Annotated in this window: 27 protein-coding genes; 13 read left to right on the top strand and 14 right to left on the bottom strand. The window is 50.0% G+C overall.

All coding sequences use genetic code 11. The features are described from left to right. Nucleotides 1-13: 13 nt before the first annotated feature. The 3 genes from iolE (at nt 14) to AC07WB_RS22370 (ending at nt 2,135) form a co-directional block, all read left to right on the top strand. On the top strand, nt 14-925 hold the full coding sequence (iolE, locus tag AC07WB_RS22380) for a myo-inosose-2 dehydratase (protein WP_494941374.1): 912 nt from the start codon (nt 14-16) through the stop codon (nt 923-925). Next, complete coding sequence (locus AC07WB_RS22375) at nt 925-1,734, top strand: SDR family oxidoreductase (RefSeq protein WP_097098126.1); 810 nt, start codon at nt 925-927, stop codon at nt 1,732-1,734. The genes iolE and AC07WB_RS22375 overlap by 1 nt, the downstream gene beginning before the upstream one ends. A 68-nt stretch (nt 1,735-1,802) precedes the next feature. After that, on the top strand, nt 1,803-2,135 hold the full coding sequence (locus AC07WB_RS22370; protein ID WP_097098125.1) for a hypothetical protein: 333 nt from the start codon (nt 1,803-1,805) through the stop codon (nt 2,133-2,135). Nucleotides 2,136-2,145: 10 nt separating this feature from the next. On the opposite strand, the gene AC07WB_RS22365 is transcribed toward AC07WB_RS22370, so the two are convergent. Beyond that, nucleotides 2,146-3,594 carry an amino acid permease gene (locus AC07WB_RS22365; protein WP_494941373.1) on the bottom strand — a complete coding sequence of 483 codons (1,449 nt, stop codon included), beginning with the start codon at nt 3,592-3,594 and terminating at the stop codon, nt 2,146-2,148. Nucleotides 3,595-4,126: 532 nt separating this feature from the next. Between AC07WB_RS22365 and AC07WB_RS22360 the strand changes: the two genes are divergently transcribed. Then, on the top strand, nt 4,127-5,401 hold the full coding sequence (locus AC07WB_RS22360) for a Glu/Leu/Phe/Val family dehydrogenase (protein WP_097098123.1): 1,275 nt from the start codon (nt 4,127-4,129) through the stop codon (nt 5,399-5,401). A gap of 234 nt (nt 5,402-5,635) precedes the next feature. Here the strand turns inward: AC07WB_RS22360 and AC07WB_RS22355 are convergent, their stop codons facing one another. Then, nucleotides 5,636-5,926: a hypothetical protein gene (locus AC07WB_RS22355; protein WP_097098122.1), complete on the bottom strand. Its 291-nt coding sequence runs from the start codon at nt 5,924-5,926 to the stop codon at nt 5,636-5,638. 622 nt (nt 5,927-6,548) lie between these two features. Further along, nucleotides 6,549-7,454 (bottom strand): LysR family transcriptional regulator, encoded by a 906-nt coding sequence (locus AC07WB_RS22350; protein ID WP_494941372.1) that lies wholly within the window; start codon nt 7,452-7,454, stop codon nt 6,549-6,551. A 110-nt stretch (nt 7,455-7,564) separates the two neighbouring features. Here AC07WB_RS22350 and AC07WB_RS22345 point away from each other — a divergent pair, with 110 nt between their 5' ends. Both AC07WB_RS22345 and AC07WB_RS22340 read left to right on the top strand, forming a co-directional pair. Continuing rightward, nucleotides 7,565-8,941 carry an MFS transporter gene (locus AC07WB_RS22345; protein WP_494941371.1) on the top strand — a complete coding sequence of 459 codons (1,377 nt, stop codon included), beginning with the start codon at nt 7,565-7,567 and terminating at the stop codon, nt 8,939-8,941. 147 nt (nt 8,942-9,088) lie between these two features. Next, nucleotides 9,089-10,393, top strand: coding sequence for an MFS transporter (locus AC07WB_RS22340; protein WP_494941370.1), 1,305 nt, complete (start codon nt 9,089-9,091; stop codon nt 10,391-10,393). Between the two features lie 75 nt (nt 10,394-10,468). Here the strand turns inward: AC07WB_RS22340 and AC07WB_RS22335 are convergent, their stop codons facing one another. Beyond that, complete coding sequence (locus tag AC07WB_RS22335; protein ID WP_400457452.1) at nt 10,469-11,128, bottom strand: NAD(P)H-binding protein; 660 nt, start codon at nt 11,126-11,128, stop codon at nt 10,469-10,471. A gap of 165 nt (nt 11,129-11,293) precedes the next feature. Between AC07WB_RS22335 and AC07WB_RS22330 the strand changes: the two genes are divergently transcribed. Then, nucleotides 11,294-11,665 carry a cupin domain-containing protein gene (locus AC07WB_RS22330; protein ID WP_400457454.1) on the top strand — a complete coding sequence of 124 codons (372 nt, stop codon included), beginning with the start codon at nt 11,294-11,296 and terminating at the stop codon, nt 11,663-11,665. Between the two features lie 129 nt (nt 11,666-11,794). Continuing rightward, nucleotides 11,795-12,142: an HNH nuclease YajD gene (gene yajD, locus AC07WB_RS22325; protein ID WP_097098115.1), complete on the top strand. Its 348-nt coding sequence runs from the start codon at nt 11,795-11,797 to the stop codon at nt 12,140-12,142. A gap of 100 nt (nt 12,143-12,242) precedes the next feature. Here yajD and aroD read toward each other — a convergent pair whose 3' ends face one another. Further along, nucleotides 12,243-13,088, bottom strand: coding sequence for a type I 3-dehydroquinate dehydratase (gene aroD, locus AC07WB_RS22320; RefSeq protein WP_494941369.1), 846 nt, complete (start codon nt 13,086-13,088; stop codon nt 12,243-12,245). A 320-nt stretch (nt 13,089-13,408) separates the two neighbouring features. Between aroD and AC07WB_RS22315 the strand changes: the two genes are divergently transcribed. The 5 genes from AC07WB_RS22315 (at nt 13,409) to AC07WB_RS22295 (ending at nt 16,453) form a co-directional block, all read left to right on the top strand. Then, a complete protein-coding gene (locus AC07WB_RS22315) occupies nt 13,409-13,810 on the top strand; it encodes an SRPBCC family protein (RefSeq protein WP_097098113.1) in 402 nt (133 codons plus the stop codon). 44 nt (nt 13,811-13,854) lie between these two features. Further along, on the top strand, nt 13,855-15,360 hold the full coding sequence (locus AC07WB_RS22310) for a UbiD family decarboxylase (RefSeq protein ID WP_494941454.1): 1,506 nt from the start codon (nt 13,855-13,857) through the stop codon (nt 15,358-15,360). Nucleotides 15,361-15,575: 215 nt separating this feature from the next. After that, a complete protein-coding gene (gene ycgZ, locus AC07WB_RS22305) occupies nt 15,576-15,818 on the top strand; it encodes a regulatory protein YcgZ (RefSeq protein ID WP_097098111.1) in 243 nt (80 codons plus the stop codon). Between the two features lie 35 nt (nt 15,819-15,853). After that, nucleotides 15,854-16,138: a hypothetical protein gene (locus AC07WB_RS22300; RefSeq protein WP_097098110.1), complete on the top strand. Its 285-nt coding sequence runs from the start codon at nt 15,854-15,856 to the stop codon at nt 16,136-16,138. A gap of 63 nt (nt 16,139-16,201) precedes the next feature. Next, complete coding sequence (locus AC07WB_RS22295) at nt 16,202-16,453, top strand: biofilm/acid-resistance regulator YmgB/AriR (RefSeq protein ID WP_097098109.1); 252 nt, start codon at nt 16,202-16,204, stop codon at nt 16,451-16,453. A 63-nt stretch (nt 16,454-16,516) separates the two neighbouring features. On the opposite strand, the gene AC07WB_RS22290 is transcribed toward AC07WB_RS22295, so the two are convergent. The 9 genes from AC07WB_RS22290 to AC07WB_RS22250 form a co-directional block, all read right to left on the bottom strand. Further along, nucleotides 16,517-16,849, bottom strand: coding sequence for a hypothetical protein (locus AC07WB_RS22290; protein ID WP_345830451.1), 333 nt, complete (start codon nt 16,847-16,849; stop codon nt 16,517-16,519). Between the two features lie 430 nt (nt 16,850-17,279). Then, nucleotides 17,280-17,564, bottom strand: a complete 285-nt coding sequence (locus tag AC07WB_RS22285; RefSeq protein ID WP_494941368.1) for a biofilm development regulator YmgB/AriR family protein — start codon at nt 17,562-17,564, stop codon at nt 17,280-17,282. 403 nt (nt 17,565-17,967) lie between these two features. Beyond that, nucleotides 17,968-18,255, bottom strand: a complete 288-nt coding sequence (locus tag AC07WB_RS22280) for a hypothetical protein (protein WP_494941367.1) — start codon at nt 18,253-18,255, stop codon at nt 17,968-17,970. Between the two features lie 542 nt (nt 18,256-18,797). Then, entirely contained in the window at nt 18,798-19,058 is a 261-nt protein-coding gene (locus AC07WB_RS22275; protein WP_345830456.1) for a hypothetical protein, read from the bottom strand. A 215-nt stretch (nt 19,059-19,273) separates the two neighbouring features. After that, a complete protein-coding gene (locus AC07WB_RS22270; RefSeq protein WP_494941366.1) occupies nt 19,274-19,990 on the bottom strand; it encodes a fimbrial assembly chaperone in 717 nt (238 codons plus the stop codon). After that, complete coding sequence (gene stbD / locus AC07WB_RS22265; RefSeq protein ID WP_494941453.1) at nt 19,956-21,278, bottom strand: fimbrial usher protein StbD; 1,323 nt, start codon at nt 21,276-21,278, stop codon at nt 19,956-19,958. The genes AC07WB_RS22270 and stbD overlap by 35 nt, the downstream gene beginning before the upstream one ends. Nucleotides 21,279-21,286: 8 nt before the next feature. Beyond that, on the bottom strand, nt 21,287-23,830 hold the full coding sequence (locus AC07WB_RS22260) for a fimbrial outer membrane usher protein (RefSeq protein ID WP_494941452.1): 2,544 nt from the start codon (nt 23,828-23,830) through the stop codon (nt 21,287-21,289). After that, entirely contained in the window at nt 23,817-24,563 is a 747-nt protein-coding gene (locus AC07WB_RS22255) for a fimbria/pilus periplasmic chaperone (RefSeq protein ID WP_097098101.1), read from the bottom strand. Before AC07WB_RS22255 ends, AC07WB_RS22260 begins: the two co-directional genes overlap by 14 nt. Before the next feature lie 57 nt (nt 24,564-24,620). Further along, a complete protein-coding gene (locus AC07WB_RS22250) occupies nt 24,621-25,160 on the bottom strand; it encodes a fimbrial protein (protein ID WP_345830460.1) in 540 nt (179 codons plus the stop codon). Between the last annotated feature and the right edge of the window lie 21 nt (nt 25,161-25,181).

Raw genomic sequence — 25,181 nt, 5'->3', positions numbered from 1 at the left:
CAGGGAGTTCATGATGTTAAAAGCAAAACTGGGCATCGCGCCCATTGCCTGGTCGAATGATGACCTGCCGCAGTTGGGTGGGGATACGCCGCTGACCACCTGCTTGTCTGAGAGTCATCAGGCGGGATTTCAGGGCGTTGAAACCGGCGGAAAATTTCCGAAAACCTCCGAGGCGCTAAAACCGTTACTGCAAGAGTTTCAGCTGGATTTGGTGTCAGGCTGGTATTCCGGGACCTTGCTGGACAACAGCGTGGAAGCGGAGATCAAAAAATCGCTGCCGCAAATGGCGCTTTTCCGCGATTGCGGCGCCGCGTGCCTGGTGTATGGCGAAACGGCCGGCACCATTCAAAATCAGCAAAGTGTGCCGCTGGTGCAGCGTCGTCGCCTCACTGATGATCAGATGCGCGAATACGGCGAAAAGCTGATTCAATTTGCTGCCTTTTGCCGGGATTACGGTGTGCCGCTGGCTTTTCATCATCACATGGGAACCGCCATTGAGGATGAACATGATATTGACCGCTTGATGGCCGTCACCACGCCGGACGTTGGGCTGCTGTTTGACGCCGGTCATCTTGTCTTTGCAGGCGTTGATCCGCTGCGGATTCTGGAAAAGCACGGCAGCCGCATCATCCACGTGCACACCAAAGACGTGCGCGAGTCGGTGCTGCATGCAATCGATAGAAACCGTGACTCCTTCCTCGATGCGGTGCTGAAGGGGATTTATACCGTACCCGGCGACGGCATGATCGATTTTAACGCCATCGTTAACAAGCTGGCGCAAATCGGCTATCAGGGCTGGTTTGTGGTGGAAGCGGAACAAGATCCGGCGAAAGCACCGCCGCTGGAATACGCGCATATTGGTTATAAAACACTTCGTTCTGCGCTCGACGCAGCCGGTTATTCAGTCATTTCAGGAGCACTATGATGAGCCAGTTAACAGGTAAAGTGGCAGTGGTTACCGGAGGAACACAGGGCGTGGGCGCAGCGATTGCACGCCAGTTTACGCAGCTGGGCGCCAGCGCGGTGGTGATTTGTGGCCGCAATCAGGAGAAAGGGGCCAAAGTTGCCGAGCGCTTAAACGGTGAAAGCGAGACCAAAGTGGATTTCGTGCGCGCAGATTTATCTAACGTAGAGGATTGTCGTAACGTCATCGCTACCGCCGATAAGCTGCATGGCCGCGTCGATGTCTTAGTCAATGCGGGTGGCATGAGCGATCGCGGGACGATTCTGGACACCGACCCAGAACTTTTTGACCGTATCTTCGCCACCAACGTCCGTGGCCCGTTCTTCCTGATGCAGGAGGCCATCAAGCTGATGCGCCGTGACAATATTGCTGGCAGCATCGTGAATATCTGTTCGATGTCATCGCTGGCGGGGCAACCTTTTATCGCCGCATATTGCTCTTCCAAGGGCGCGCTGGCCACGCTGACACGCAATACCGCTTATGCACTGTTACGTAACCGTATTCGGGTCAATGGTTTGAATATTGGCTGGATGGCATCGGAAGGTGAAGATCGCATCATGAAGCAATATCACAGCGCGGAAGATAACTGGCTGGAGAAAGCCGCGGCGTCTCAGCCGTTTGGTCGTCTGATCCAACCCGAAGAAGTGGCGCGCGCGGTGGCATTCCTCGCCAGCGAAGAGTCTGGCTTGATGACCGGCTCAATGATTGAGTTCGATCAGTCAGTGTGGGGCGGTTACGATCAGGCCGCCGCGCCGGCAGCACCGCTTTAAATCTCCTCCCTCAGCCTGCGAAAGCAGGCTGATTCCTCATTTTATGCACTGATAAACGAGGATGCGCCATGAACCTAAAACAACTCGATAGCATTGCTTATTTTTATCATCAGCTGCTGCTTCAGGTTCGCTACCTGAAATTCAGCGCGCGGGGAAAAAAAGAAGACGAGAAAAAAGAGTTGCTCGTTCAGTGGCTGCTGAAAGAAAAAAAGTTAAAGACCTTTGGTGAAGAGTGCCGTCATGAGATTGCCTATATGATGCTCGAAATCGAGGGTAACCAGCTTCTCGACTTTGAAAATAAAGTGGAAAATCTGCTGAGTAACTGCGGTGCTATTCGTTTGGAGATGGAAATGAGCCAGGCGTTGAAATGGGAAACGTCATCAAAATCTGGCTATGGTTAAGACATCTGCCTCAGGAAGAGGCAGATTTAGCATTCCATTCACGCTTCTCCGCACCGGCACGCTTTTCTTTTATTTTCCAGATCAACCAAAGCGCAATAAACCACGTTGGCGAAACCGCCAGGGCGGCGAGTGTGTCGGGGTCAAATACCATGATTACGACCGAAAACAGGAAGAAAATCAGCGTGGCCCAGGCCATAACAATGCCACCGGGCATTTTGAATGTTGATTTTTGATGCAGGTCCGGGCGCTGTCTGCGGTATACCAGATAGGACACCAGAATCATTCCCCAGCAATAGATCACCAGAATGGCGGCCAGCGTCGAAACGATAGTGAAGAGCGTAGAGACATTCGGTACAAGGAACAGCAGCAACGTTCCGCTCAGCATACAGAAGCAGGAGAACAGCAGACTGCGCAGCGGGATGCGCGTGCTGCGCGAAAGAATGCGAAATTGCCAGTGCGCGTGCTTCTCAATCGACAAGCCATACAACATGCGGGTACTGGAGTAGACGCCGCTATTTGCGGAAGACATCGCCGAAGTGAGCGCCACGAAATTAATGATCGCCGCTGCGGCGGGCAATCCGGCCTTCGCGAAGAGCGTGACAAAGGGGCTGGTGTCTGGCGAAACGCCCTGCCAGGAGGTGACCGCAATAATGACCATCATCGAGAGCAGGTAAAAAACCACAATACGCAGCGGCAAGGCATTAATGGCGCGTGGCAGAATTTTCTCGGGATCGCGCGTTTCCGCGGTCATGGTGCCTAGCAGCTCAATCCCGGTATAAGAGAAAATAGCGATTTGGAACCCCGCGAGAAAGCCGGTGATGCCATGCGGCATAAACACGGCGGGATCGGTCAGATTATGTACCGATGCGGTGACGCCGTCAGGCGACGTCCAGCCGGTAAACACCATCCATCCCCCGGTTAAAATCAGCGCAATGATGGTAATCACTTTGATCAACGCGAACCAGAACTCCGCTTCACCAAAGGCTTTCACCGACAGCATGTTAAACAAACACAGTATGCTAAGGGTGAATAATGCCGGTATCCACGCCGACATTTCCGGAAACCAATACTGCATATAGGCACCGCACACCACCACGTCGGCAATGCAGGTCACAACCCAGCTTAGCCAATAGGACCAACCCAAATAGAAGCTGGCTTTCGGCCCGAGATAGTCACTGACAAAATCGGCAAACGATCGATAATCCAGCCGCGTCAGCAGTAGCTCTCCCATCGCCCGCATCACCATATAGCTAAAGAAGCCCACCAACACGTAGATAATTAAAATTGAGGTTCCGGCCACCGCAATATTGCGGCCTGCTCCCATAAACAGTCCTGTGCCGATGGAGCCTCCTAGCGCGATCATCTGAATATGGCGTTCGCTTAGTCCGCGCTGCAGTTTTTGCGGGGCGTCGTTAGACGGAGCAGGCTGAAGCTGCTCTTGAGTCGGTTTGTTAGACACAATGATTCCTTCAGTCTGGCGAAGAGACGCATGGCGATGCCTGCCCGCAAGCATCAATGGCAAATAAGGGTTTTATTCTTTCCGTAAAGACATAATTAAACGTATCTGTTTGGCCCCTGTAAAAAGGCACGTTTAACTAGTTGAAAGAACAACAAAACTGATAAAAGCCTAATTCATGATCGAGATTTCCCACTGAGTTTCACTCATCGTGGTTGCCTGAGTTAACAAAGTCAATGCGATAAAATAACACTTTATTCACTTTTTGATGACCATCAAAGAACTGAAAAATAGGGAAAAAATCCCAATTTATGCACTTAATTGCATATGTATTGCATAGATATGCGTTTCATGCAGAGCTATTTCATTGCTTATTTATTCATTCAAAAACGCGAATTTGCATTGGGAACGTTAATGTTTTCTTTTTCGCCATTATTCTCTTTTTTTAAAGATGCTAAATTAAACCCTGCCTAGTGCAATGCATTACCTTTCCACGTCTTTTCAATATAAATAACTCTGATTAAACAGGCTTCTCATGGAAAAGTTATCTTACGCGTCTGAAAGCAGTACATCTCCCTGGACTACCTACCTAAGCCAAATTGACCGCGTTGCGCCTTATCTTGGTGAATTATCTCGCTGGATAGAAACGCTGCGTCATCCCAAAAGAGCATTGATTGTTGATATCCCGGTGCAAATGGATGACGGATCCATCCGCCATTTTGAAGGCTATCGCGTGCAGCACAACTTATCGCGCGGGCCAGGCAAAGGCGGCGTGCGTTACCATCCCGCGGTTGACCTGAACGAAGTGATGGCGCTCTCTGCCTGGATGACCATCAAGTGTGCGGCGGTCAACCTGCCTTATGGCGGGGCCAAAGGCGGCATTCGCGTTGATCCCCATGCGCTGTCTGAAGGTGAGTTGGAACGATTAACGCGTCGTTACACCAGTGAAATTGGTCTGATTATTGGTCCACAGAAAGATATTCCCGCGCCGGATGTCGGTACCAACGGCAAAGTCATGGCCTGGATGATGGACACGTACTCGATGAACCATGGCACCACCATTACGGGTGTGGTGACCGGTAAACCGATCCATCTTGGCGGCTCGTTAGGTCGTGAGAAAGCGACCGGCCGTGGCGTATTTATTACCGGTCGGGAAGTGGCGCAGCGCTCCAACATTACCATTGAAGGCGCGCGCGTGGCGCTGCAGGGCTTTGGTAACGTGGGCAGCGAAGCGGCCCGTCTGTTTGCCGAAGCAGGTGCGCGCGTGGTGGTGATTCAGGACCACACCGCCACCTTGTTTAATGAGGGCGGGATCGATTTAACTGCGCTAAGTGCATGGCAGGCCGAGCATAAACAGATTGCCGGTTTCCCAGGCGCACGTGAAATCGAGAAAGAGCAGTTCTGGACCACGGCCATGGATATTCTGATCCCGGCCGCGCTTGAAGGGCAGATTACCCGCGAACGTGCGGAAATTATCAGTGCAAAACTGGTGCTTGAAGGGGCGAACGGCCCAACCTACCCGGATGCCGATGATGTGCTGGCTAACCGTGGCGTACAGGTAGTGCCGGACGTAATCTGTAATGCCGGTGGGGTAACGGTGAGTTACTTCGAGTGGGTGCAGGATATGGCGAGTTTCTTCTGGAGCGAAGACGAGATTAATAAGCGTATGGATCGCATCATGACCGAAGCGATGGTTCATGTTTGGGACAAAGCCGCAGAAAAACGCTGTTCACTGCGTACCGCCGCTTATATTGTTGCCTGCGAACGTATTTTACTGGCACGTAAAGACCGCGGTATTTATCCTGGCTGACTTAACGGGTTAAGACGCCTATTGGTAAAAACCGGGAGTGATACCATTTCCGGTTTTAAAATATCTGAATTAACGTTTATGAGATAACATTCAAGCAGCCAATTTTTGGCATATTACGCTTCGCTTTAATGAAGAGAGACGAACATATTTACTGCCGTAAGCTGAGCGTGTTAAGTAAAGCTAACTCTTAAGTTAAACGTCATCACCGCAGTGAGAGGACGTTTATCCTGTCGTTTATGCAAGGTTCACCCCCCGCAGGCCTGACCAGCAGCGCGCGGCGGACTGCGTAATCAGCACCGCAGGATCTTCGCTAAAGTCATTGACTAAATTCACTATCCTGTCAGTTAAACTTCTTATGTTTTCAGTGCCTACGTAGACAAATTCATTGACCGGTAATACGTAGGCATATCCCTTTTCACACACCAAACTGCGTGAGAACCCATTTTCGAGCATCGCATAGAGTAATTCGATCTGCATACTGGCAGTGGGCTCTTTCAACTCAATGCGAATAGTGTAACTGGCCATGATAAAACCTCCCGCGCAATAAAATTTAAGTTTACTTAAGTTTAATTGTGCCAGAACTTATATTCTGCTTTTAAGAAATATCCTAGTGGCTGCCTGCGCATAAATAAAAGGGTAATTTAGGGGGTTACAGCGATCAGGCGTAGTAAATAGTGGTACTATTAAGCGCGTCGGCAAAATGAGTTAATATATTTAACGGCTTGGGTTTATTGTTATTCCGTTCGGCTTATTTATGTTTATCGTTAATTAGAGACAATAGACGCTACGCGGGCTATCTTTAATAGATGGATCTTTTTGAATCGGTGTTAAAAACGTTTGCAAGCGAGTTTCCGCAAAAGGCGATTTTAAGCGTGGTATTTTTCATATTTTTATGCCTTAAGTGGAGTAGCAAATGAAATTAACCGTAACCGACTTTTACGTGTTTAGTCAGGAGGATGCCGACGGTTGCTGTAATCTCCACCGTGAACACTGCCGTTGGGCGCCGGCCTATAATAATCGCGTGTTTATGGGGTCCTTTTATTCACCCGCGCATGCCTGGCAATATTTCCGCACGCATCATGCCGAAAAAAGAGCGGCGTACTGCCTGGTTTGCATGCGAGAGGGCGCCTAAGGCTTAAAGCGTGATTTACAAAGGCTGTTGCGCAAAGGCCTGTTTCAGCGCATCAATCGCACACCTTAGCCGCAGCGGCATCGCGGCGGTTTTCAACCACACGGCGTAAATGGGCAGGCTGTTTCTGCGCGTTTGCGGCAGGATCTCAATCAGTTTTCTACTCTGGATATCCTCATTTACCAGCCAGCGCGGTAATTGTGCAATGCCGTAGCCTTCAAGAGTCGCAGCATAAACGGCACTCATGCTACTGAAGCGCAATCGATCGTCTGGCTGCCAGTAAACCATCTCCTCAGCGTTTTTCAGTAGCCACGGCTGCGATCGACCGTTTTCAAGTAACGTTAGATGCGGAAAATCAATAAGACCGTCTGGTTTATCCAGAGGATTAACAGTCGTTATCAGGGAAGGCGCGGCGCATAACAGCAACGGTTGCTGGCCAATCAGGCGAGCAGTCAGATCCGCGTGATGGCCGGGTGCCCCGATACGTATCGCGAGATCAACCCCTTCGGCTGCCAGATCGATGCGTTTGGTTGAGAGCCGCACATCGAGAGACAGTCCTTGCCAGCGGCGCGTCAGCGGCAATAAGACGGGCATCACCCATTTCTCACCCAGCAAGGGCGGCGCTGCTACCCGCAATTGGCCGGTCGGTTCGCTGGCATGCGCCGTAAGTCGATTCTCTGCCGCATCCAGACTCGCCAAAATCTGCAGGCAATCCTGATAAAATTGTTCACCTTCACTGGTCAGCGACAGGGATCGAGTGGTGCGCTGAAATAATTTCACCTGCAAGCGTGCTTCCAGACGGGCCACTGCTTTTCCCACGGTGGAACGCGATAAACCGAGTTGCTCTGCAGCCTGACTGAATCCACCCGCCTGGGCCGCCTGCACAAAAGCACGGATGCCGTTCAGCCTATCGGTGTTGACCATTTTTTTGCGACCTGGAATTGACGATAAAGGTTCGCCAGTATGACGAAAACATAGCGTTAATGGCGAATTTAAATCGTGTCAGGATAAGGTTTTCGCCTCAGGACCTTCGCATGTCAGCTTCTCACTCTGTTACACCCGCTAAATTGATCCGCATGCAAACGGGCATTTGTCTGGCCAGCTTTCTGGGTTGTATTGATTTCACCATCGTCAATACCGCTTTACCCGCACTGCAGCGACATTTTCAGACTGATATTGAGGATGTGCAGTGGGCAATGACGCTGTTTGTGATGGCACTGTGTTGCTGCATGGTGATGTCAGCCCGTCTGGCTGAACGCATGGGGGCTCGTCGGGTGCTTTATGCCGGGATGCTGCTATTTGGCACGGCTTCGCTAGGGGCGGGATTAGCCCCTAACCTGCTGTTCTTGCACTTTTGTCGCTTGTTACAGGGCGCGGGCTGCGCGGTACTGTATACCGTCAGTGCCACTATTCTGGTTGAGGCAATGCCCGTGGCAAAACGCGGCAGCGCCCTTGGCGTGCTGTTTGCCGCGAACGGGCTTGGATTAGCGTTGGGGCCGGTAGCCGGCGGGGTGCTGGTAAGCTGGCTCGGCTGGCGTGCGGTTTTCCTGCTGAATGTGCCGCTTATCCTGCTGAGTTTTCTTTTTTGCAGCGGCTGTATTGCGGCATCGCGCAGACGTAATGAAACGCGTCTGGATATACCTGGCTGGCTGCTGATGACTGCCGGGTTAGCTCCACTGCTAGTGTGGTGCAGCCATGTCCTGCAATGGGGGATGTTAACGTGGACTTCATTCGTGACGCTGCTGGCGTCGCTGCTGCTGTTGCTGGCTTTTGTGCTGCTAGAAAAACGCGCGATTCAACCGATGATCGACTTTCATCTATTGCGTATTCGCGGCTTTGTGTCAGCCTGTTTGCTCTCCGTGTTGCTGGCGATATTCTACTGCTCGGCGTTTATGCTGATGCCGTTCCGCCTGATGGCAATCTTTCATTTGAGTGATGCACAACTTGGCCTGATGCTGCTGCCGGTGACGTTAATCATGGCGCTGGTATCGCCACTGGCAGGCCGTGTTGCTGACCGATTTTCGCCCTGGCCGGTGATGGCGGTAGGTTTTGCCCTGCTGGCGGTTTCCGCACTGCTACAGAGCCTCGTCAGCTCAGCGCTCTTACCTCTCTTTCTCGCCTTCATACTGATGGGGGCAGGTTGGGGGGCCATCCTCGGCCCTTCTGTCGCAGCAGCACTCGCCGCTTTGCCCGAGGCCCATCACGCGCAGGGAATTGGCATTTCGTGGACGCTACATAATCTTGGCGGCGCGCTAGGGTTAGCCTTAGCAACACAGATCTTTCAAACCGGCGGCGAGATCGCAGGTTTCCAATGGGTGATGTGGGGACTGGCGGGCGCAGCGGTGATCGGTATGCTTGTTGCCGTGAGAGAAGCAAAAAGCACAAGCGTAGCAGCGGCGGATGCGGGTTAAAATTAATTCAACAGCACGGCATGCCATTTCTTTGCCCGCTCGCCACATTGAGCGTATTCACAGAAGCAGGAGAAATAAACGGTTGTCCTTGACCACGCAGACGCATGACGCATCCTGTTGAATCACTATCCGACCAGAGAACGCAGCATGCAGAATCCACACAAGACCACGCATTCACAGAAACGCGCATTAATTGCGGGTTCTGTTGGCAACTTTATTGAGTGGTACGAATTTGCCGTATATGGCTTTCTTGCCACGGTCATCGCGCAGAATTTCTTTCGCCTGCAGGGCGAAGCCGAGCTGACGGGTTTAATCCTCACTTATGCCTCGTTTGCGGTCGCTTTTTTCTTTAGGCCTCTCGGCGCGGTGTTTTTTGGCCGCATGGGCGATAGGATGGGACGCAAGCCCACGCTGATTTTCGTGTTGATTATGATGACGTTAGCGACGACGGCGATCGGCTTGATTCCCACCTATGCCAGCATTGGTGTGGCGGCGCCGCTGATCATCACCGGGCTGCGTATTCTGCAAGGCCTGTTCGCCGGGGGGGAATATGGCGGCGCGGTTTCACTGATGACTGAATTTGCCCCTAAAGGACAGCGGGGACGTTACGGTGCCTGGCAATCATTCACTGTTGCATTGGGGTTACTGGCGGGAGCCGGCATTGTGGCGTTGCTTTCCGCCGTGTTAAGTGCTGAACAGATGCACAGCTGGGGCTGGCGCATTCCTTTTTTCCTGGCATTACCGATGGGGGCGCTGGCGTTGTGGTTACGGTACAGCATGGAAGAGACACCCAGCTTTGTGCGCCAGCAGCAAGCGAAAAAAACGCATCAGCCCCAACCGGTCCGGGCCAGCTTCGGCACGACTTTCAAGATCATCCTGCTGGCGATTAGCCGCGTGATGGTTTGGTCGGCGGCGGGATATACCTATTTGGTGATTATGCCCACCTATTTGCAATCATCACTGCATACCGGATTTAATCAGGCGCTGCTGATTGCGGTGATATCTAACGTCGGCTTTGCGGCAACCATCCTCCCGGCGGGGATCCTCAGCGACAGAATAGGGCGTCGCCGCGTGATGGTTATTGCTGCTTGTCTATTGCTGGTGCTGGCTTTGCCGTTGCTTAAATTACTGCAGGCCGATGCCGCAACGCTGTTAATCAAGGCATTGGTGGTATTACTGGCAGGAGGAATTGTCGGGTTGCTGGCAGGACCGGGACCGGCAATGCTGGCGGAGATGTTTCCCACGCGCGTACGCTACACCGGACTTGGCCTGGCTTATTCTCTCTCTAACGCTATTTTCTCGGGATGTGCTGGGCTGATTATCACTTCACTCATTAAGCAGACAGGCAATCTGGATATTCCCGCCTGGTATATTATCGTGACGGCTGCGGTGAGTATTCCGGCGCTGATGACGTTGAATAAAACCGATCATTTGCGGTCGCTGGATGAGTAAGCAGAATCAACGCTAAAGGCAGAGGAGAGTGCTGCCTTTAGCGCGGCAAAATTCTATGGTGACAATGATGGCGAGTTAGTCTTTAGCTAAATGCCCCACCGCTTCCCGAATCGCGACTTCTCCGCTCGTCAGCTCAATAATGATGCGATTGAGGTCAGGCCGATCGATGATTTCTGCCAGCGTAGCCGCAACGTCTTCACGCGGGATATCGCCATAGGGGATAGCCAGGCCCGCATTGACCTTTCCGCTGCCTTGTTCATCCGTTAGCGTGCCAGGGCGCACTATCACCCAATCCAGCTGGCTTTGTGCCAGCGCCACGTCCGCCATTTTTTTCACGCGCATGTAGTTTTCGAAGGTGGCGGAAAGGTTTTTTCCTCTTCCCGCTTCAGGGAAAGCGGAAACCAGCAAAAAGCGTTTTATCCCAGCCTGCTGTGCGGCAGCCACAGCGGTTTTCAGGCCTTCGCCGTCAATGGCATTGGTCAACTCCTCTCCGCCTTTACCGCCCGCGCCGGCGGTAAAGACCACCACATCACTTCCTGCCATTAGTGCGGCAAGAGCGGCGCTATCCAAACGGGTTAAATCACCGTTAACTGGCTCGGCTCCCCGATCGCGTAAGGGTTGTTCCTGCTCCGCTTTACGAAACAGCGGGCGTGCAATATGGCCTTGGGTCGCTAACAGGGATGAAAGGCGACGACCAATGTTTCCTGCACCGCCAATAATAAATACCTTGGACATGAATGCCTCTCTGATTCCGTGAGTACGAGTAAAGGGATGAAAGTGTAGGCAGGCATGCGGATGAACGCCAGTTTAGGCTTATAGGTGGCGGGCTCGTAATACCCTGCGCTGCAGATTTATTCCAGTCATCTACACTCGAACCAGACGATTATGACAGGAGGAAATATGGCAGAGAGTAAACATGAGCTGGTCTCCCAAAGCGGAACCGCGTGGAACGGGCAGACCTACAAGGAATACCCGGCCGGTAAGCCAGAAATATCGGTAATGCGTATGTCATTACCTCCGCATAGCGAACTTCCCTGGCACACGCATCCGATGCCGAATACCGCTTACATTTTATCTGGTCAGCTGACGATTGAAGACAAAGAAACCGGTAAGACCCATTGCGTTAAAGCGGGGGACGCGCTGAATGAAACCATCAACAGCGCGCACCGTGGCTATACCACCGACGACGCAACCGAGTTAGTCATTTTCTACGCGGGAGTGGAAGGGCAGGCGCTTTCAGAATCACTGCCAGGCGAAGAGTCCGAGTTCTGAAGGTATCGCCAGAGTGCGTCGCTGCAAAATAAGCGAATGCAGTGGCGCGAAGAGCGGACTTGATCAGCGGTTTGCAGTACCCTGTTTACCTCGCAATTCAATCCTCTCTTCGAACAGGTAATATCGACAATGGCTCTGATTCCAAAAAATTACGCGCGGCTGGAAAGCGGCTACCGTGAGAAGGCATTAAAAATTTATCCATGGGTATGTGGACGCTGCGCGCGCGAGTTTGTGTATTCAAACCTGCGCGAATTAACCGTTCACCATATCGATCATGATCATACCAATAACCCCGAAGACGGCAGTAATTGGGAGTTATTGTGTCTGTATTGTCATGACCACGAACACGCTAAGTACACAGAAGCAGATCAGTACGGCACGCGCGTTGTGGCGGGAGAAGACGCGCAGAAAGATGTTGCCGCAGCCACCTATAATCCTTTTGCCGATTTAAAGTCGATGCTGAACAAGAAAAAATAATATCGCCAACAGGCCTCGCGCCGAGGGAAACGCTCTTCGCGAGGTCATCTGGCGACGCATCGCTGCCCCATTTTAAACGCACTACACGCCAAAATTCTGCTCAAGTCAGATTTTCATGATCCACATGTAGCGTATCGAGCATGACAGACAAGGTCTCAATATTGATTTGGCCCGGTGCAGAAGCCGCTCCCTGACTGGCAAACGTTAAATTGCTTCCGAAAAGCTCGCCAGCGGCACGCGACAGTTTGCCTGGGTCACCCATGGCCATGGTGAGTAACGGTTTGTCGGACTGCTTTCTCATTTGCCAGGTAACGTCCAGCAGTCGAATGACATCGTCAGGCCAATGCGGCATAACAGCTATCTTTAGAATATCTGCGCCCTGAGCCGCTTGCCACTGCAACCTTTCAAGTAGGTCGGCAGAAGACGGCGTTGAGGCGAAATCGTGAAACGAGAGGATCACAGCCACTTTTCGACGGTGGGCTTCGTTAATAATTTCCTGGGTGATGCTCTCGCCAATGCGCATTTCAACATCAATAAGATCGGCAAAGCCAGCCGCTAACCATTTTTTATACAGTGCCAGATAAGTTTGGTCATCCACCTCGCCACTCCCGCCTTCTGCCTTAGTGCGGAACGTCAGCAGCAGCGGCTTTCCCTCAAGCCGCTCACGTACAGCATGGCCAAGATGTGCAATTCGATCCGCGTCCAGCGCATTTTGATGTTTATCAACGCGCAGTTCGGCAATTTGTACAGCGTCATTTTCGGCCGCCTGGCTGGCCTGACTCAATAGGGTTTTGTCATTATCACCGTTTAAAGACACGATAACGGCAGGTTTACCTTGCTTAATGGTGATATTACCCACCGTGAGCGGCGTTACACGCACAGTTGTTGTTTTATCAGAGGGTTTATTCTCTTCACTGTTCGCCGCCGTTGCTGCAAAAGGCATCATTTCTCTCCGGACCTAATTCAAATTTCCATATTATATTTAGTTCACCTTTTTCAGCCCCGCAATAGCCCTTTCAATTTAGATGAATAAAGAAATTGTTCGCCTATGTAATAGTCATGTTCATATCAGAATATGGTAAGCGGGCGGCGTAATATGAATTTTACAAAATTAAATAAATTTTCAGTGTTTAACGTGGCTTAATAAAAATCGCTATCAGGAATAAACGAGACGTTAACGCATTACGTCTGAACGCTACTTAAAACTGAACCTATACTCTCTATTCGGCACTTTTGAATGAATACGTGAAAATAGTGAGGAATAAGATGGTTACGTTGTATCACGCGATAAAAATCTCAGCCAGCCGTCATGAGGTTTATACATCACTCACGGATCTGAAGAAAATGGCGGCCTGGCATGGCGGCAAGGTCGAAGGAGAAATTGCGGCGGGAAAGGTTCTTACTCTGCGGCCAAAACCGGACACTCACTTCAGCTGGGTAACCGAAAAACTTGTAAGCGATGAGCGCATTGTGCAGACGTCGCGAGAAGAGAGCGACAGCGATCCCGGTAAAACACTTGTTTTTACGCTCAGCGATTTAAACGATGGTCGCACGCTCGTTAAGCTGGAGCACGGCGTTTGGTCAGAAAATGATCCGCATCTTCCTTTTTGTAATACCTATTGGGGAGAAGTGCTATTTCACCTGAAAACCTTTCATGAACAACCCTGAGAGAGAGCCATACCATGCCACAAAAAAAACCGTCTACTTACCGCATCGTTAAAGCCGGTGAACCTCATCCTCAAGGCTGGAATGTTCCCCCCGTTAACGATCTGCGTTCAGCAATTGAACTGCTTAAAACATTACCAGAACAGTATGTTGAATCGAACCGCGAAGTGGATCCGATTGCCGAACTTGCGGGTGTATATCGCTATATCGGTGCAGGCGGCACGGTGATGCGCCCCACGCGTATCGGCCCCGCTATGACGTTCAACAATATCAAAGGTTTTCCTGACGCGCGTGTTTTGGTCGGCTTAATGGCAAGCCGTAAGCGCGTGAGTGCGTTACTGGGCGCGCCGGAACGTGAGTTGGGTATTCAGATGGCTGAAGCGCGAAGGAACGTGACCCCGCCGACGGTAATTGAGCCTGAGAATGCGCCCTGCCAGGAAGTGGTCTATCGGGCTGAGGACGAGGGATTTGATTTACGAAAAATTCTGCCGGCACCGACCAATACAACTGAAGATGCAGGACCCTATTTTTGTCTTGGTCTGGTGTTGGGAAGCGATCCTGATGATCGCGATAATGTTGATGTCACTATTCATCGTCTTTGTGTTCAAAGCAAAGATGAACTTTCAATATTTTTTGCGCCAGGACGCCACATTGATGCGTTTCGCTTAAAGGCGGAAGCCGCGGGCAAGCCGTTGGCGGTGTCCATTAATATGGGGCTTGATCCGGCAATTCATATTGGCGCAGAGTTTGAAGCACCCACCACACCGTTTGGTTTTAATGAGTTATGCGTGGCGGGAGGACTACGAGGTCAACCGGTTGAACTGGTGGAGTGTTTGACCGTTAAGCAGCGTGCGATTGCTCGCGCAGAAATTGTTATTGAAGGTGAAATTTTACCCGGCGTACGCGTTGCAGAAGATCAGAACAGCCATACCGGCAAGGCGATGCCGGAGTTTCCCGGTTATACAGGGGAGGCAAACCCTTCGCTGCCGGTAATCAAAGTGAAAGCTATCACCACGCGGAAAAATCCCATCCTGCAAACCTTAGTAGGACCAGGTGAGGAGCATGTCAGCCTTGCGGGTATTCCAACGGAGGCCAGCATCCATATTGAATGTGAGGACGCTCTGCCAGGACTGGTAAAAAATGTGTACGCCCACAGCGCAGGTGGCGGTAAGTTTCTTGCCATATTACAGGTGCAGAAGAAAAATGCCGGTGACGACGGTATGACGCGTCAGGCTGCGCTGATAGCGCTTTCAGTCTATCGTGAACTTAAGAACGTGATTTTGGTTGATGAAGATGTCGATATCTTTGATACCGATGATGTGATGTGGGCTTTGCAGACGCGTTATGTCGGCGACATCGATACTCTTTTCGTGCCCGGTGTTGCGGGGCATGTGCTTGATCCTACGCAACAGCCTTTTTATGACCCGCGCGTAACGGCGAAGGGAACAACGACAAAAACCATCTTTGATTGTACGGTACCTTATCATCTGAAAGAGCATTTTATTCGTGCTCAGTTTAAAGAGGTGGATGCGAGCTTGTGGTTATCTTCGTAACTCACTTTATCGATTGTTAGCGATAACGCAATCGTGGATGCGAGGGGGACAAAGTGAAGAGGCGGGCCATGGCGGCCCATTCTCTCCATACACAAATCATTTTTATAAAAAATATTTTTCTTACCTCTGGCTTAATAAACCTATACAAGCTCGTTGTTGTTGTATAACTTCACCTCCTGGCATAACGATTAAACCGTGACCAACCGAGGGTTTTCATGCAACAGAACGTAGGCACTTCCAGTTCGATAAATGACATTGCTGCTTATTTCAACAACGCATCACTTCCTTCTCAGCAGGAAACGCTGGGTAGCATTGTGGTTGAGATCCTCCGTTCGGGACGTAATCTGAATCGCAAAGCGATTTGTACAAAACTTTTGTCACGTCTCGAACTCGCCTCCACGTCTGATGAAGAGCATCACTACCACCAGCTGATAGCGCTGCTATTTGGCCGGGACTAAACGTTGTTAATCGGCCTATCTGGCCAGAGAGTGATATGAAAAACAGCGATGAAGAAAAACTCTGTGACATTCTCATCGGTGAGGCTGTTGTTACGTTACTGCGTGAAAAAGGGCGCATATCGCAACGTGCGCTTCTAACTAAGCTTAGGCTCATGCTTAACGCGGAGCATGATGAAGTGCGGATGCGCGCTACAAAGCTCGCCATTCGGGATGTTGAGGCTGAAATGGTACGGCGCGATAGTCCCGGCGCGGGAGAGCGAGAAAAGGGCGTAATAATTACGACTGGAAAATTCGGTAATGATGGCTCAACCCGGCACTGATACTGGTAGAAGTGTCAGCGAGAGAAAGCTCATAATAGTCACCAAGGTTAAAAGGAACACCCGATGCAGCAGAATACGACCGAATCAGACCTCCAGTCCTTCTTACATAGTACTGGAGATCAGTTTGACGAAGAAAAACAGGTGATTGGTGCCATAGTGAAGTCGTTACTGACAGAAAGAGGCCGAGTAACGAATAAAGCCATTATTTTAAGTTTGATCGCAGAACTTGAAAGCACGAATGATATTGAGCAGCTTGATGTACTGCGCAATTGCCTCGAAATCGTCGTGGGCCGCACACCGGATGATGATAAATGAGATTTTTTCGGCCTCGCCTCTATGTGAAAGCGTAAAGAGGCGAGGGCGACGTACCTTAGAAAGTTAGATGTTTGCTGAATGATAGGTGGCTAATTCAGTAGGAAGTGCCTTCAATTCCCGTAATGTCTTCTCTGCATGCCGCTGGTGCGTGTCTAATTGCTTCCGGCGCTTATTTCTCCCTCGATTACTCTTGAGCAGCCAGTCATTAAAGCGTTTTACTATTTCTTCAGCGTGCTGCGGATCAGGTGTGCGGCACAGCAGCAGGCGACTCATCGTTTGATGAGTACAATCGATGGCGTAAATTTCATGGGTCATATCGCGCGGCTCGCACTCTATTGCTGTGAAATGCATGTCAGGCCAGCGATTCACCTTTGACATAAACTCACTCAAAATCATATTTTCACCTCTAATTATTATGGAATGCTTTTTACTTTTCCCTACTGGTCAGTCCAGACTAGACGCAAGTCAGCACTTTGCAAATTAATGGCACTATTTTTGTGGCAAATTTTTGCCTGATGGTTGTCAGTTAAGATATGAAAGACCCTCATTATCGAGAGCACACAATGTAGCGGCGCAATTCATTGCGCGATAAATCGCGCCGCTACGGAAGGTGCGGTGATTTGATACGGCGCTTAACTGATCGGCATTAGGCAAACCAAGGGTGAAGCAGCCCGTAACAGTGAAGTGAGTTGCAAAGAGAGGAGGAGCGGCGCGAAAACAAAAGAGCAGGGCGGATAAGCTGGCGCTACGAGCTCAACATGGCGTTGAGACTTCAGCGTTGTGGCCAGCTATCCGAAAGATCGTGGCAATAGGGTGCAAACAACGTTTACCAGTTGAAGTAAGCCCAACGCTCCTCTTCACCCGGGGTCAATCCTACAACGACTTTAAGCGTGTTGAGTAAGATATCGACCTGCGCGGCATCAGAAGTGGTTTCAATGGCCGAAATGAGGTGCAAAATTAACGCAGTGGTCGTGACCTCTCTTCCTTGATTAGTCAAATCACGAACCGTGGCGTCAATAACCGCGGTTTCCGCAGAGAGAGCATCACCCGCACTAAGGAAGTGGTGAAAAATGTTTGCTTCAACTGTATTTTGCTGCGTGCTTTGATGCATTGACTTTATCCCCTTCATCCGGAAGTGTAGTGATAACGCGACGCGTAGCGACCATCTTAAAATTGAAATATAGCCGACTCTGTCTAGGTGTAAAGTTATACACTAATTTTAACATTGTACAGATATTCTGGTTGTGTACAGATTTGGATTTTTGGCGAAAAGTGCTAATTGTCATCAAGCTATAAGTGAGAGCACGCGCAATGCAGCGTTGCGGGGGAAATGCTATACGCTTTCCGTTATGGCGCTGCACTCAAGGCATGGCCAGGAAGAGGCAAATAGAGAGCGGGGATTTCGTAGGGTGCGCATTCATGCGCACCTGAATAAAGAGGCATTTTTGGCTTAAGTAAGCGGCGAAGCCTCAAAAAAATGTGGTTGCGCGCCCTCAGGCGCGACCGAGATAACATTAGGTTTTACTGTTGTCTTCTGACGGCAGATTCATGAGTTGAGGAGACTTTGCTGTAGCAAGCCAGCGGAGTTCTGCGCGATGTCGGGGGGCGGTGTTAACGAACCCTTCGAGCCAGTGCCTGGCGTCAGCAATTTGAGAAAGCTTATCTTCACTGATACCGTTTTCTGCCATTACACCTAATTCTGCAATAAGGGATTCAACGCTGATTTCCTGTTGACTAACGGCGAGGTTAAACACTGCTTCGCCAATAATAATGTGCCCTTGCTGGTCATCATGAAATAACACGGTGTTTCCTCCTGTTCATTTCTCGTTAATCATCAAAAAAGTGTAGTCAAGGATTCACTTTTATTCCTGCTACATCCACTTGTCCCTGGAATTTAGCTGAAAAAAGGTAGAATTAAACGTAGGTGACGTTTAGCCAACTCGCTGAAAGAGTGAGTAAAGAATGATTATGCTGGCAAATAAGCATCCTTAAAGAAAATTCTTAAAAAGAACCCTTGTTATCAATGAAATCGATTTCAAGCCGTTTCTATTTTACTGTGCCGATGTCCAATAATTCTTATGCAGCAGTTGGTTTGACCACAAATTGTGGAACAGAATATTAAAAATCGACAAACTACATTCACTAGTAAGGAAGTAATTATTTTCTAAATAAGTTCGGTAAATGTATTAATTCTGACATTTATCTTTTGCAGGCATAAAGAGGGCAATGTGTGGGGGAGAGTGTCGTCCCTGACATATTCTCCGGCCGGTACACGTAGAAACGTGACCGCTGAGGTCATCTTCGTTATCGTCTTCCGGCCGGAGCCGGACTACGTCCTATGGCGTCAGTTTGTCTCGTCGTTCAAGCCTGCAAGCGTTTGCAGGTAGGGCACTTGATGGACTGCTCGCTCCGGTTCTTCGAAACTCTTCAGCCAGGCACTGGCTTTGGTAATCTCAGACAACCGCGCTTCGCTGCCGCCAGCATTTGCCATATGATCAAGTTCGTCGATTAGCGAATGAACGCTGACCACTCTTTGACCCAAGGCAATGCTTAATGCCGCTTCGCCAATAATGACGTAGCCTTTCCCGTCGTGTTGAATAGACAAATTACCTCCTCCATTTCACGTTGATGAAAACCTCATTACCAACTGTAGGCAGGATGGGGATTTTTGCCTGGCGTTTATTCTTAAAAAACCGTCATAATTAATTTTAAATGGTGTTCATGCGCCAGGTATCTCGGTTAACGCTTATATATTAAGCATAAATACCCAAACACGTTGTGGCGTGACCTGAAAATACGCCTTGCTGGTGCGTTAATTTATCAATGCAAATGTGCAAAATAGCGCACAGGATTTCCATTATCATCGAACACCTCAAAGGATATTTTTTCATTTATCTGTAAAGGCTGTTTTAAAGGTAAGGTGTAATTACCTTTAGGGGCGACCATAATATTATTGATCATCTTATTCGGTTCAATTTGCAGACGAAGGCTCATAAACCAGGGCGTCGGGTTGACGATAGTTAAAAGCTGATTGCGGCTCTCAAAACGTAAGCGTTGCACATCTTGCTGTGTAGGCGCGGTAAGGGCTGCCGGGCGAATGAAGACTTTAAGGCGCAGTCGTAGCGGCAGCACCACCTTGCGCTCAGCATGACTTGTCTCTTTTGCTAATGCAGGTATTTGATAAAGATTAAGCCAGTACAGGCTCTCTTTATCCATGGGCAGAGAATGCTGTGAGAGTAACATCAGCCGAATAACTCGCTGTTCATCGGGGAGAAGTTTCATCACCGGCGGCATAGCAAATACCGGTGTCCGGGTGAGCGTAGGTGACTGCATTATGTCCCCATCATCACTCCAGATCTGCACAATGGTCGGATTATCAGGGCTATTTTTGAGATTCAAGGTCTGGCTGCTTTCGCTAGCACTAAAGATAATGCGCGTTTTATCAATATTTACGACGGCAAAAGTAGAATGGGCGTAAAGCACACAGGCTAAAACCCACGCGTTACTGAAAGCTAACCACCACTTGCAACTGCGCATTGACTGTCCCTGCTGTAATTGTTTGTCCACTCAGTGCTTCAAGCGAAGCGGTAAAGTCACCGCTATACATGTTGCTGGTGCCGGAAGCGGCGAGCGAGGTCAGATCGGTATAGGCATACCATCCTCGCGTATTACCTGTACCGGTACTGGTGAGATCGGGTAACAGGTTAATGGGAGCACCGTTAGCGTCATAAATTTTGATGCCCACTCCGGATGCCACGCCACTGCTGCCGTATTGATTATCCAGCAGCCATGTCAGTCCGCCGCCGCTGGTGGTTAATCCCATTTGAGTGGCTTTAAGAACGGATGTTGCCTGATTAACAAGGAAGCCCATGGCGACATTGGCTGAACTTGTCGTTGACGTGCTAGTACTGGAATTCGCGCCAGATTCACATTGCAGCGTGACGGAAAAGGGGGCCTGGCTGCTGCTGCCACCCGATAACGCCCCTACGCTAATCGTCGGCAACAACACTACCGAGGGATAATTTTTCACTTCACACAGTGCGCCGCGGACATAAGTAACGTTTTTGTAACTACTCCAGGCGGCAGGCCAGTTAGCGTAAAAGCCATACCAATAGCTAGCGCTGTCTTGCCCATCCCGCAGGCTATTAGTATCGAGCCCGGGTCCTTTAAAGGCGATATAACCGCGTGGCTGCGTCCAGATATCGGTATAGCGATTCGCCGCGGAGGCATAGTAACTGGTCGAGCTGATTTTAAACATTTCATACAACACGTTGCTGAAGGCGCTGGCTGGGATATAAATGTAGGTGCCGTCGGAATACCAGTTGTCGGAAGTAAACTGACGTGATTTCCAGTAGCGACTGTAAAACTCCCCGGTAGCGAGATTGGTCATACGTACTGCCACATTTTTTGCCACGTCATAATAGGCCCCCTCTACTTCACTGCTGGCATACATACCGGCATACGGGCTATCACCATTCGTGGCATACATTTCGTACAGGCTGCCGGCATCAGTCACAGCGCAGCGATACAGGATCTGATTCGGGCTATAGTTCACACTGCTAGCCGATGAGAGAAAGCTACCCACAGAGCTGGCAAGCAGCGTCCCGGAGGGTTGAAACGTACTCCCGCTGTTGATACTGATTACAGACGGTAAGCCAAGATTGCCGGAGCAGGTATCACAAGCACCTGGCCAGGAACCGGCTGTATAACCGGCTGCCAGTGCGGCGGCAGAGAGCGACGAGGTGCTGGTCACCCGAATACAGTTCGCCCAGACCGTGGGAGAGTGGGCCAGCAGAATAATAAGCGCCAGCAGCCAGGTTTTAATTTTCACGTTTATGATTTCCTACATGTCCCGTCGAGATGAATAAGCGCCTGATGCACATGACCGGGGATTTGATAATTCACTAAGCAGTGGTTCGTATTGCCATTCCAACTAACTTTTAGGCTGCCTGAGGTATGCGGCACGCGGGCGTAGAGCTGGCTTCCCTGGCCAACGACGCCAATTAATGTGCCTTCGCTGTCGCGAACGTCAGCCCCCATAGGTGGCGTAATGCCCTCATTGAGTGAGATCAATACCGCGTTGCCGCGCAGCGTGGAAAATTTCACCTGACTCACCGCACCTGCATAAGGTACTACGCGCTGACTTCCCCCGCTTAACTCGGCATCCGCACGCATGTTTTTGCTATCGAGGGTGACGGTATTTTCACGATATGGGGTAAGCGACGGCAGCAAGGCATAACCATGGCTATCGATCACCGCACCCTGACCGTTCTGCACAACTGCACCTTGCGCACCGTCGGCATGAATCAAAGCAAAGGTGTCGCTGGTATACGGACCGGCCGTCAGTCCACCGCGATGCAAAAGCAGCGTACCGGAAGTACCCAGTCCGAGCTGGCGGTAATCATTACCTTGACCATAACTGGCGCGGAATGCCCCTACTCGGGTATTTTGCTGCAAATTACCACCGAAGGAGCTGGCCTCGCCCGTTGAATCGTTGTGGTAACGATCGGTACCGCCATACATCGAATAGGATAGGTCGCGCTGCTCACCAGCCGATCCGGTAAGTGAAACGGTGGAAGAGCGGCTGGTTTTTGACTGGTTATAGTTGTAGGCCACCGAAGAGAGGCCCGATCCCCAATCCAGCGGTAGAGAGATATTTAACGAAACGGTGTTTTCGGTATATTTCTGCTGGCGTGAAGCGTCTGCATTATCATTCACACTGATGATGTGACGTCCGCTGTTCCAGTACGTGCGTTGGCGCGCCACATTCACTCCAAAACTGATGGTTTTCCAGCTGGTGGTATAGCCGAGTTGTAGCTGAGTGATACGCGACTGATTGTTGTAATAGTCTGAACTACTGGCACTGAGACTGAGCAAGCCATACGCATCCAAAGATTGGCTTAGGGTTGCCGACAGTCGATTTCGTTGATTAAGCGTATCAGAGTCGTAATGAATTCCATTTTTGGCCTGGCGTCGTACGCCAAGTACATCCTGTAGATCGCGAAAGCCACTGGTGGAGTAGCGATAGGCAGCTAACACCAGATTCGTACCAGTGTGAAAGGTTTTGCTATAGCTTAATTCGGCGCGCCAGCCCGAAATAGGGTGATTTTCCTCCACTTTGGCTTGGGAGAAGGTGGTGTTCATGCCTAAAGCACCCCATTGTGTCGCCCACACCCCACCCAGTAACCAGGCCTGATAACCTTGCGCCAGCCTGGAACCTGCCGTCGCTGTTATGCTGTTGCTCATGCCATGTTGTAAAACGCCTTCCAAAAAGCCGTTGTTCACCGAGTAATATTGGCGCACGCGTCCCATGGCTAAGGAATAATGCCAGTTACCCGGTCTGACAGAATCTGGAACGGAGGCATAAGGAACGGTGAATGTCGCCATCTTACCGTTTGCCTCAATCACCGTTACCTCAAAATCTCCCTGGCTGCGCGTGTTAAACAAATCATCAATGACAAAGGGGCCTGGCGGCACCACAGTTTCATAAACCACTTTATTTAACTGCTTCACCACTACGCGTGCGTTCGATGAAGCAATACCGTGAATTTCGGGTGCATAGCCTCGCCTGCCTTGCGGCCACATACGTTCATCCGTGGTTAACTTGATACCGTTAAAGGGCAGGCTGCCAAACAGATTGCTGTCGGTGTAGCTATCACCGATAGCAATTAAGCTGTTTAATTTTTCTAACGGACGTTGCACCCAGGTTCTAACGCTATTATAGCGATAGCTACTGCCACCGGTGCTGCTGCTCAGATAGCGTAAATTACTTTGGTGGCGTAGTTGCCAGTTCGCGATATTACTACCCGCAGTAATGCCACTCCATAAATATTGGTAGCGATAATCCGCACCACTGTTTTCCGTCCAGGTATAGTTGGTGTTATGACGCAGAAACAGAGCTGTCATACCTTGATCCCATTCAGACACTGGGACGTAGCCTCTGGGTTTACGATTAAGTGCAGTCATGGGCAGCGTAATATTTAGACGCAACGCCGCGGCGTCAAACTCCCAGTTTCCAAAGGACGTCCATGATGCAAGCGGATAGCAGGTGCGGGATAAGGGCGATGTCAGGGCAGATTTTATATGTAGCGTATCAATAAGTGACTTCGACAAGCAGGGCTCAGCGCGTTTATCTGCTTCTGAGGAGATAAACGTGATCTCTTCGCTGGAAACAATTAATTTATTGTTCAAATAGACATCAACAAGATATTGCCCCGCTGGCACGTCACTACGATTGAATTGATCAATGTTTTGACCAAAGGATGAGCCTTTGAACAGCGAGGGATCAAAATAGTATTCATCAGCATGTGCAGGATGAGACAAGCAGCCCGATACGCCGAAAAAGAATAAGTACAGCCGCAATTCACTGCGCGTCAATTGTATAGCTTTCACTTATTCTTGCCCCCTGATCGTTAATCGCATCGATATTCACCGCACCCACACCTTGTAAGCGTTTATTATTTTTGTGAAACCAACATGTTTGTCTGGCGAAGGGGGCTATCATTTCAGGTGTGCAAGAGTATTTTTCGGTGGATATGCGTACAGAAACAGCGACTATCGAGGCATACCAAGGCTGAGCATTATCTATTGTTATGCCATTCCCTTTAACGGCATCATAGACATCATGAACAGTTAATCCTTTTAGAATATTTTTTGGTTCGCCAATGGCGGTTGGACGATAAAAAATCTTCACTCTATTTCTCAGCATTACCGTCATTGCATTTTTCGCTGAATCAGACGTTAGATTGCTGGGGGGGATTTGCAGCATGTTGAACCAATAAAGCGTTTCTCTATCCTGTGGCAGAGCTGTTGTTTGGTTGAACATAATGCGTGATACTTGCCCAGCCTTGGGCTGAATGCGAAACACCGGCGGTGTAATAATAAAAGGGACGTTATTGATTTGCTGTGGCTGAGCGTCAATATCACCTTCATCAAACCATGACTGAATGACATACGGAATGTTATCGTCATTTTTAAACTGAATATCAATTGAGTGAGCGGAAGATGGATAGATAATACGGCTCCCCAATAACGTAACACTCGCCGTGGCATTCGCAGACGTCAATATCACTATCAGAAATAAAGATGAAAAAAGCGTGTGTAAAGACATACCAACGTTCTCATTGCATTAACTGAGAGCCCATTTCAATGGACTCTCATACTTTAACTACTGATAGGTGACGGCATATTGCATTGATGACTCAACCGTACCGGCGGTTGCGGCACTGGTTGCATAATATTGCGCAATATAATTTGCTGAAGCTTCCGTTTCATCGGCTGCCAACGTAAGGTCGCCATCACCGGTATAGCCACCGGTTAAATTGATTACAGCGTCTTTGCTGTCGACTAATTGAACTTCCACATTGGTCGCGCTGCCGGTATTGGCAAGGTTGCCATTAGCCGTGACGTTATTTCCCACAAATACCGTAGAGACTTTTGTTGACGTCGTTGAGCTGCCGGTACAGCCGGATAGACCTACGGTGAATGAAGTCTGGCCTGCTGTATCGCCGCTTTTCGCCAGTTCTGATTTACTGACGGTTGGCATTAGAACGACAGGCGAGGCCGCATTTCCATTTACCGCAATCGAACAGGTTTCATCAGACACTTCGCCCTGAAAGTTAATTGTATTCTCCGATGCGGCAATCGCCGATGATGAAAAGAGTAAACCGCTTAGTAACCGGACTAATAGTTTATTTTGCGCATGCATTGTGTCATCCTTTTTACAAAG

The organism is Pantoea sp. GW821-FHT03E06 (assembly GCF_059420725.1).
This window is presented reverse-complemented; position numbering and strand designations above follow the sequence as displayed.

Coding starts and splice junctions, on each gene's coding strand:
- iolE (WP_494941374.1), top strand. CDS start 14: ATGTTAAAAGCAAAACTGGGCATCGCGCCCATTGCCTGGTCGAATGAT.
- AC07WB_RS22375 (WP_097098126.1), top strand. CDS start 925: ATGAGCCAGTTAACAGGTAAAGTGGCAGTGGTTACCGGAGGAACACAG.
- AC07WB_RS22370 (WP_097098125.1), top strand. CDS start 1,803: ATGAACCTAAAACAACTCGATAGCATTGCTTATTTTTATCATCAGCTG.
- AC07WB_RS22360 (WP_097098123.1), top strand. CDS start 4,127: ATGGAAAAGTTATCTTACGCGTCTGAAAGCAGTACATCTCCCTGGACT.
- AC07WB_RS22355 (WP_097098122.1), bottom strand. CDS start 5,926: ATGGCCAGTTACACTATTCGCATTGAGTTGAAAGAGCCCACTGCCAGT.
- AC07WB_RS22350 (WP_494941372.1), bottom strand. CDS start 7,454: ATGGTCAACACCGATAGGCTGAACGGCATCCGTGCTTTTGTGCAGGCG.
- AC07WB_RS22345 (WP_494941371.1), top strand. CDS start 7,565: ATGTCAGCTTCTCACTCTGTTACACCCGCTAAATTGATCCGCATGCAA.
- AC07WB_RS22340 (WP_494941370.1), top strand. CDS start 9,089: ATGCAGAATCCACACAAGACCACGCATTCACAGAAACGCGCATTAATT.
- AC07WB_RS22335 (WP_400457452.1), bottom strand. CDS start 11,128: ATGTCCAAGGTATTTATTATTGGCGGTGCAGGAAACATTGGTCGTCGC.
- AC07WB_RS22330 (WP_400457454.1), top strand. CDS start 11,294: ATGGCAGAGAGTAAACATGAGCTGGTCTCCCAAAGCGGAACCGCGTGG.
- yajD (WP_097098115.1), top strand. CDS start 11,795: ATGGCTCTGATTCCAAAAAATTACGCGCGGCTGGAAAGCGGCTACCGT.
- aroD (WP_494941369.1), bottom strand. CDS start 13,088: ATGATGCCTTTTGCAGCAACGGCGGCGAACAGTGAAGAGAATAAACCC.
- AC07WB_RS22315 (WP_097098113.1), top strand. CDS start 13,409: ATGGTTACGTTGTATCACGCGATAAAAATCTCAGCCAGCCGTCATGAG.
- ycgZ (WP_097098111.1), top strand. CDS start 15,576: ATGCAACAGAACGTAGGCACTTCCAGTTCGATAAATGACATTGCTGCT.
- AC07WB_RS22300 (WP_097098110.1), top strand. CDS start 15,854: ATGAAAAACAGCGATGAAGAAAAACTCTGTGACATTCTCATCGGTGAG.
- AC07WB_RS22295 (WP_097098109.1), top strand. CDS start 16,202: ATGCAGCAGAATACGACCGAATCAGACCTCCAGTCCTTCTTACATAGT.
- AC07WB_RS22290 (WP_345830451.1), bottom strand. CDS start 16,849: ATGATTTTGAGTGAGTTTATGTCAAAGGTGAATCGCTGGCCTGACATG.
- AC07WB_RS22285 (WP_494941368.1), bottom strand. CDS start 17,564: ATGCATCAAAGCACGCAGCAAAATACAGTTGAAGCAAACATTTTTCAC.
- AC07WB_RS22270 (WP_494941366.1), bottom strand. CDS start 19,990: ATGCGCAGTTGCAAGTGGTGGTTAGCTTTCAGTAACGCGTGGGTTTTA.
- AC07WB_RS22255 (WP_097098101.1), bottom strand. CDS start 24,563: ATGTCTTTACACACGCTTTTTTCATCTTTATTTCTGATAGTGATATTG.
- AC07WB_RS22250 (WP_345830460.1), bottom strand. CDS start 25,160: ATGCATGCGCAAAATAAACTATTAGTCCGGTTACTAAGCGGTTTACTC.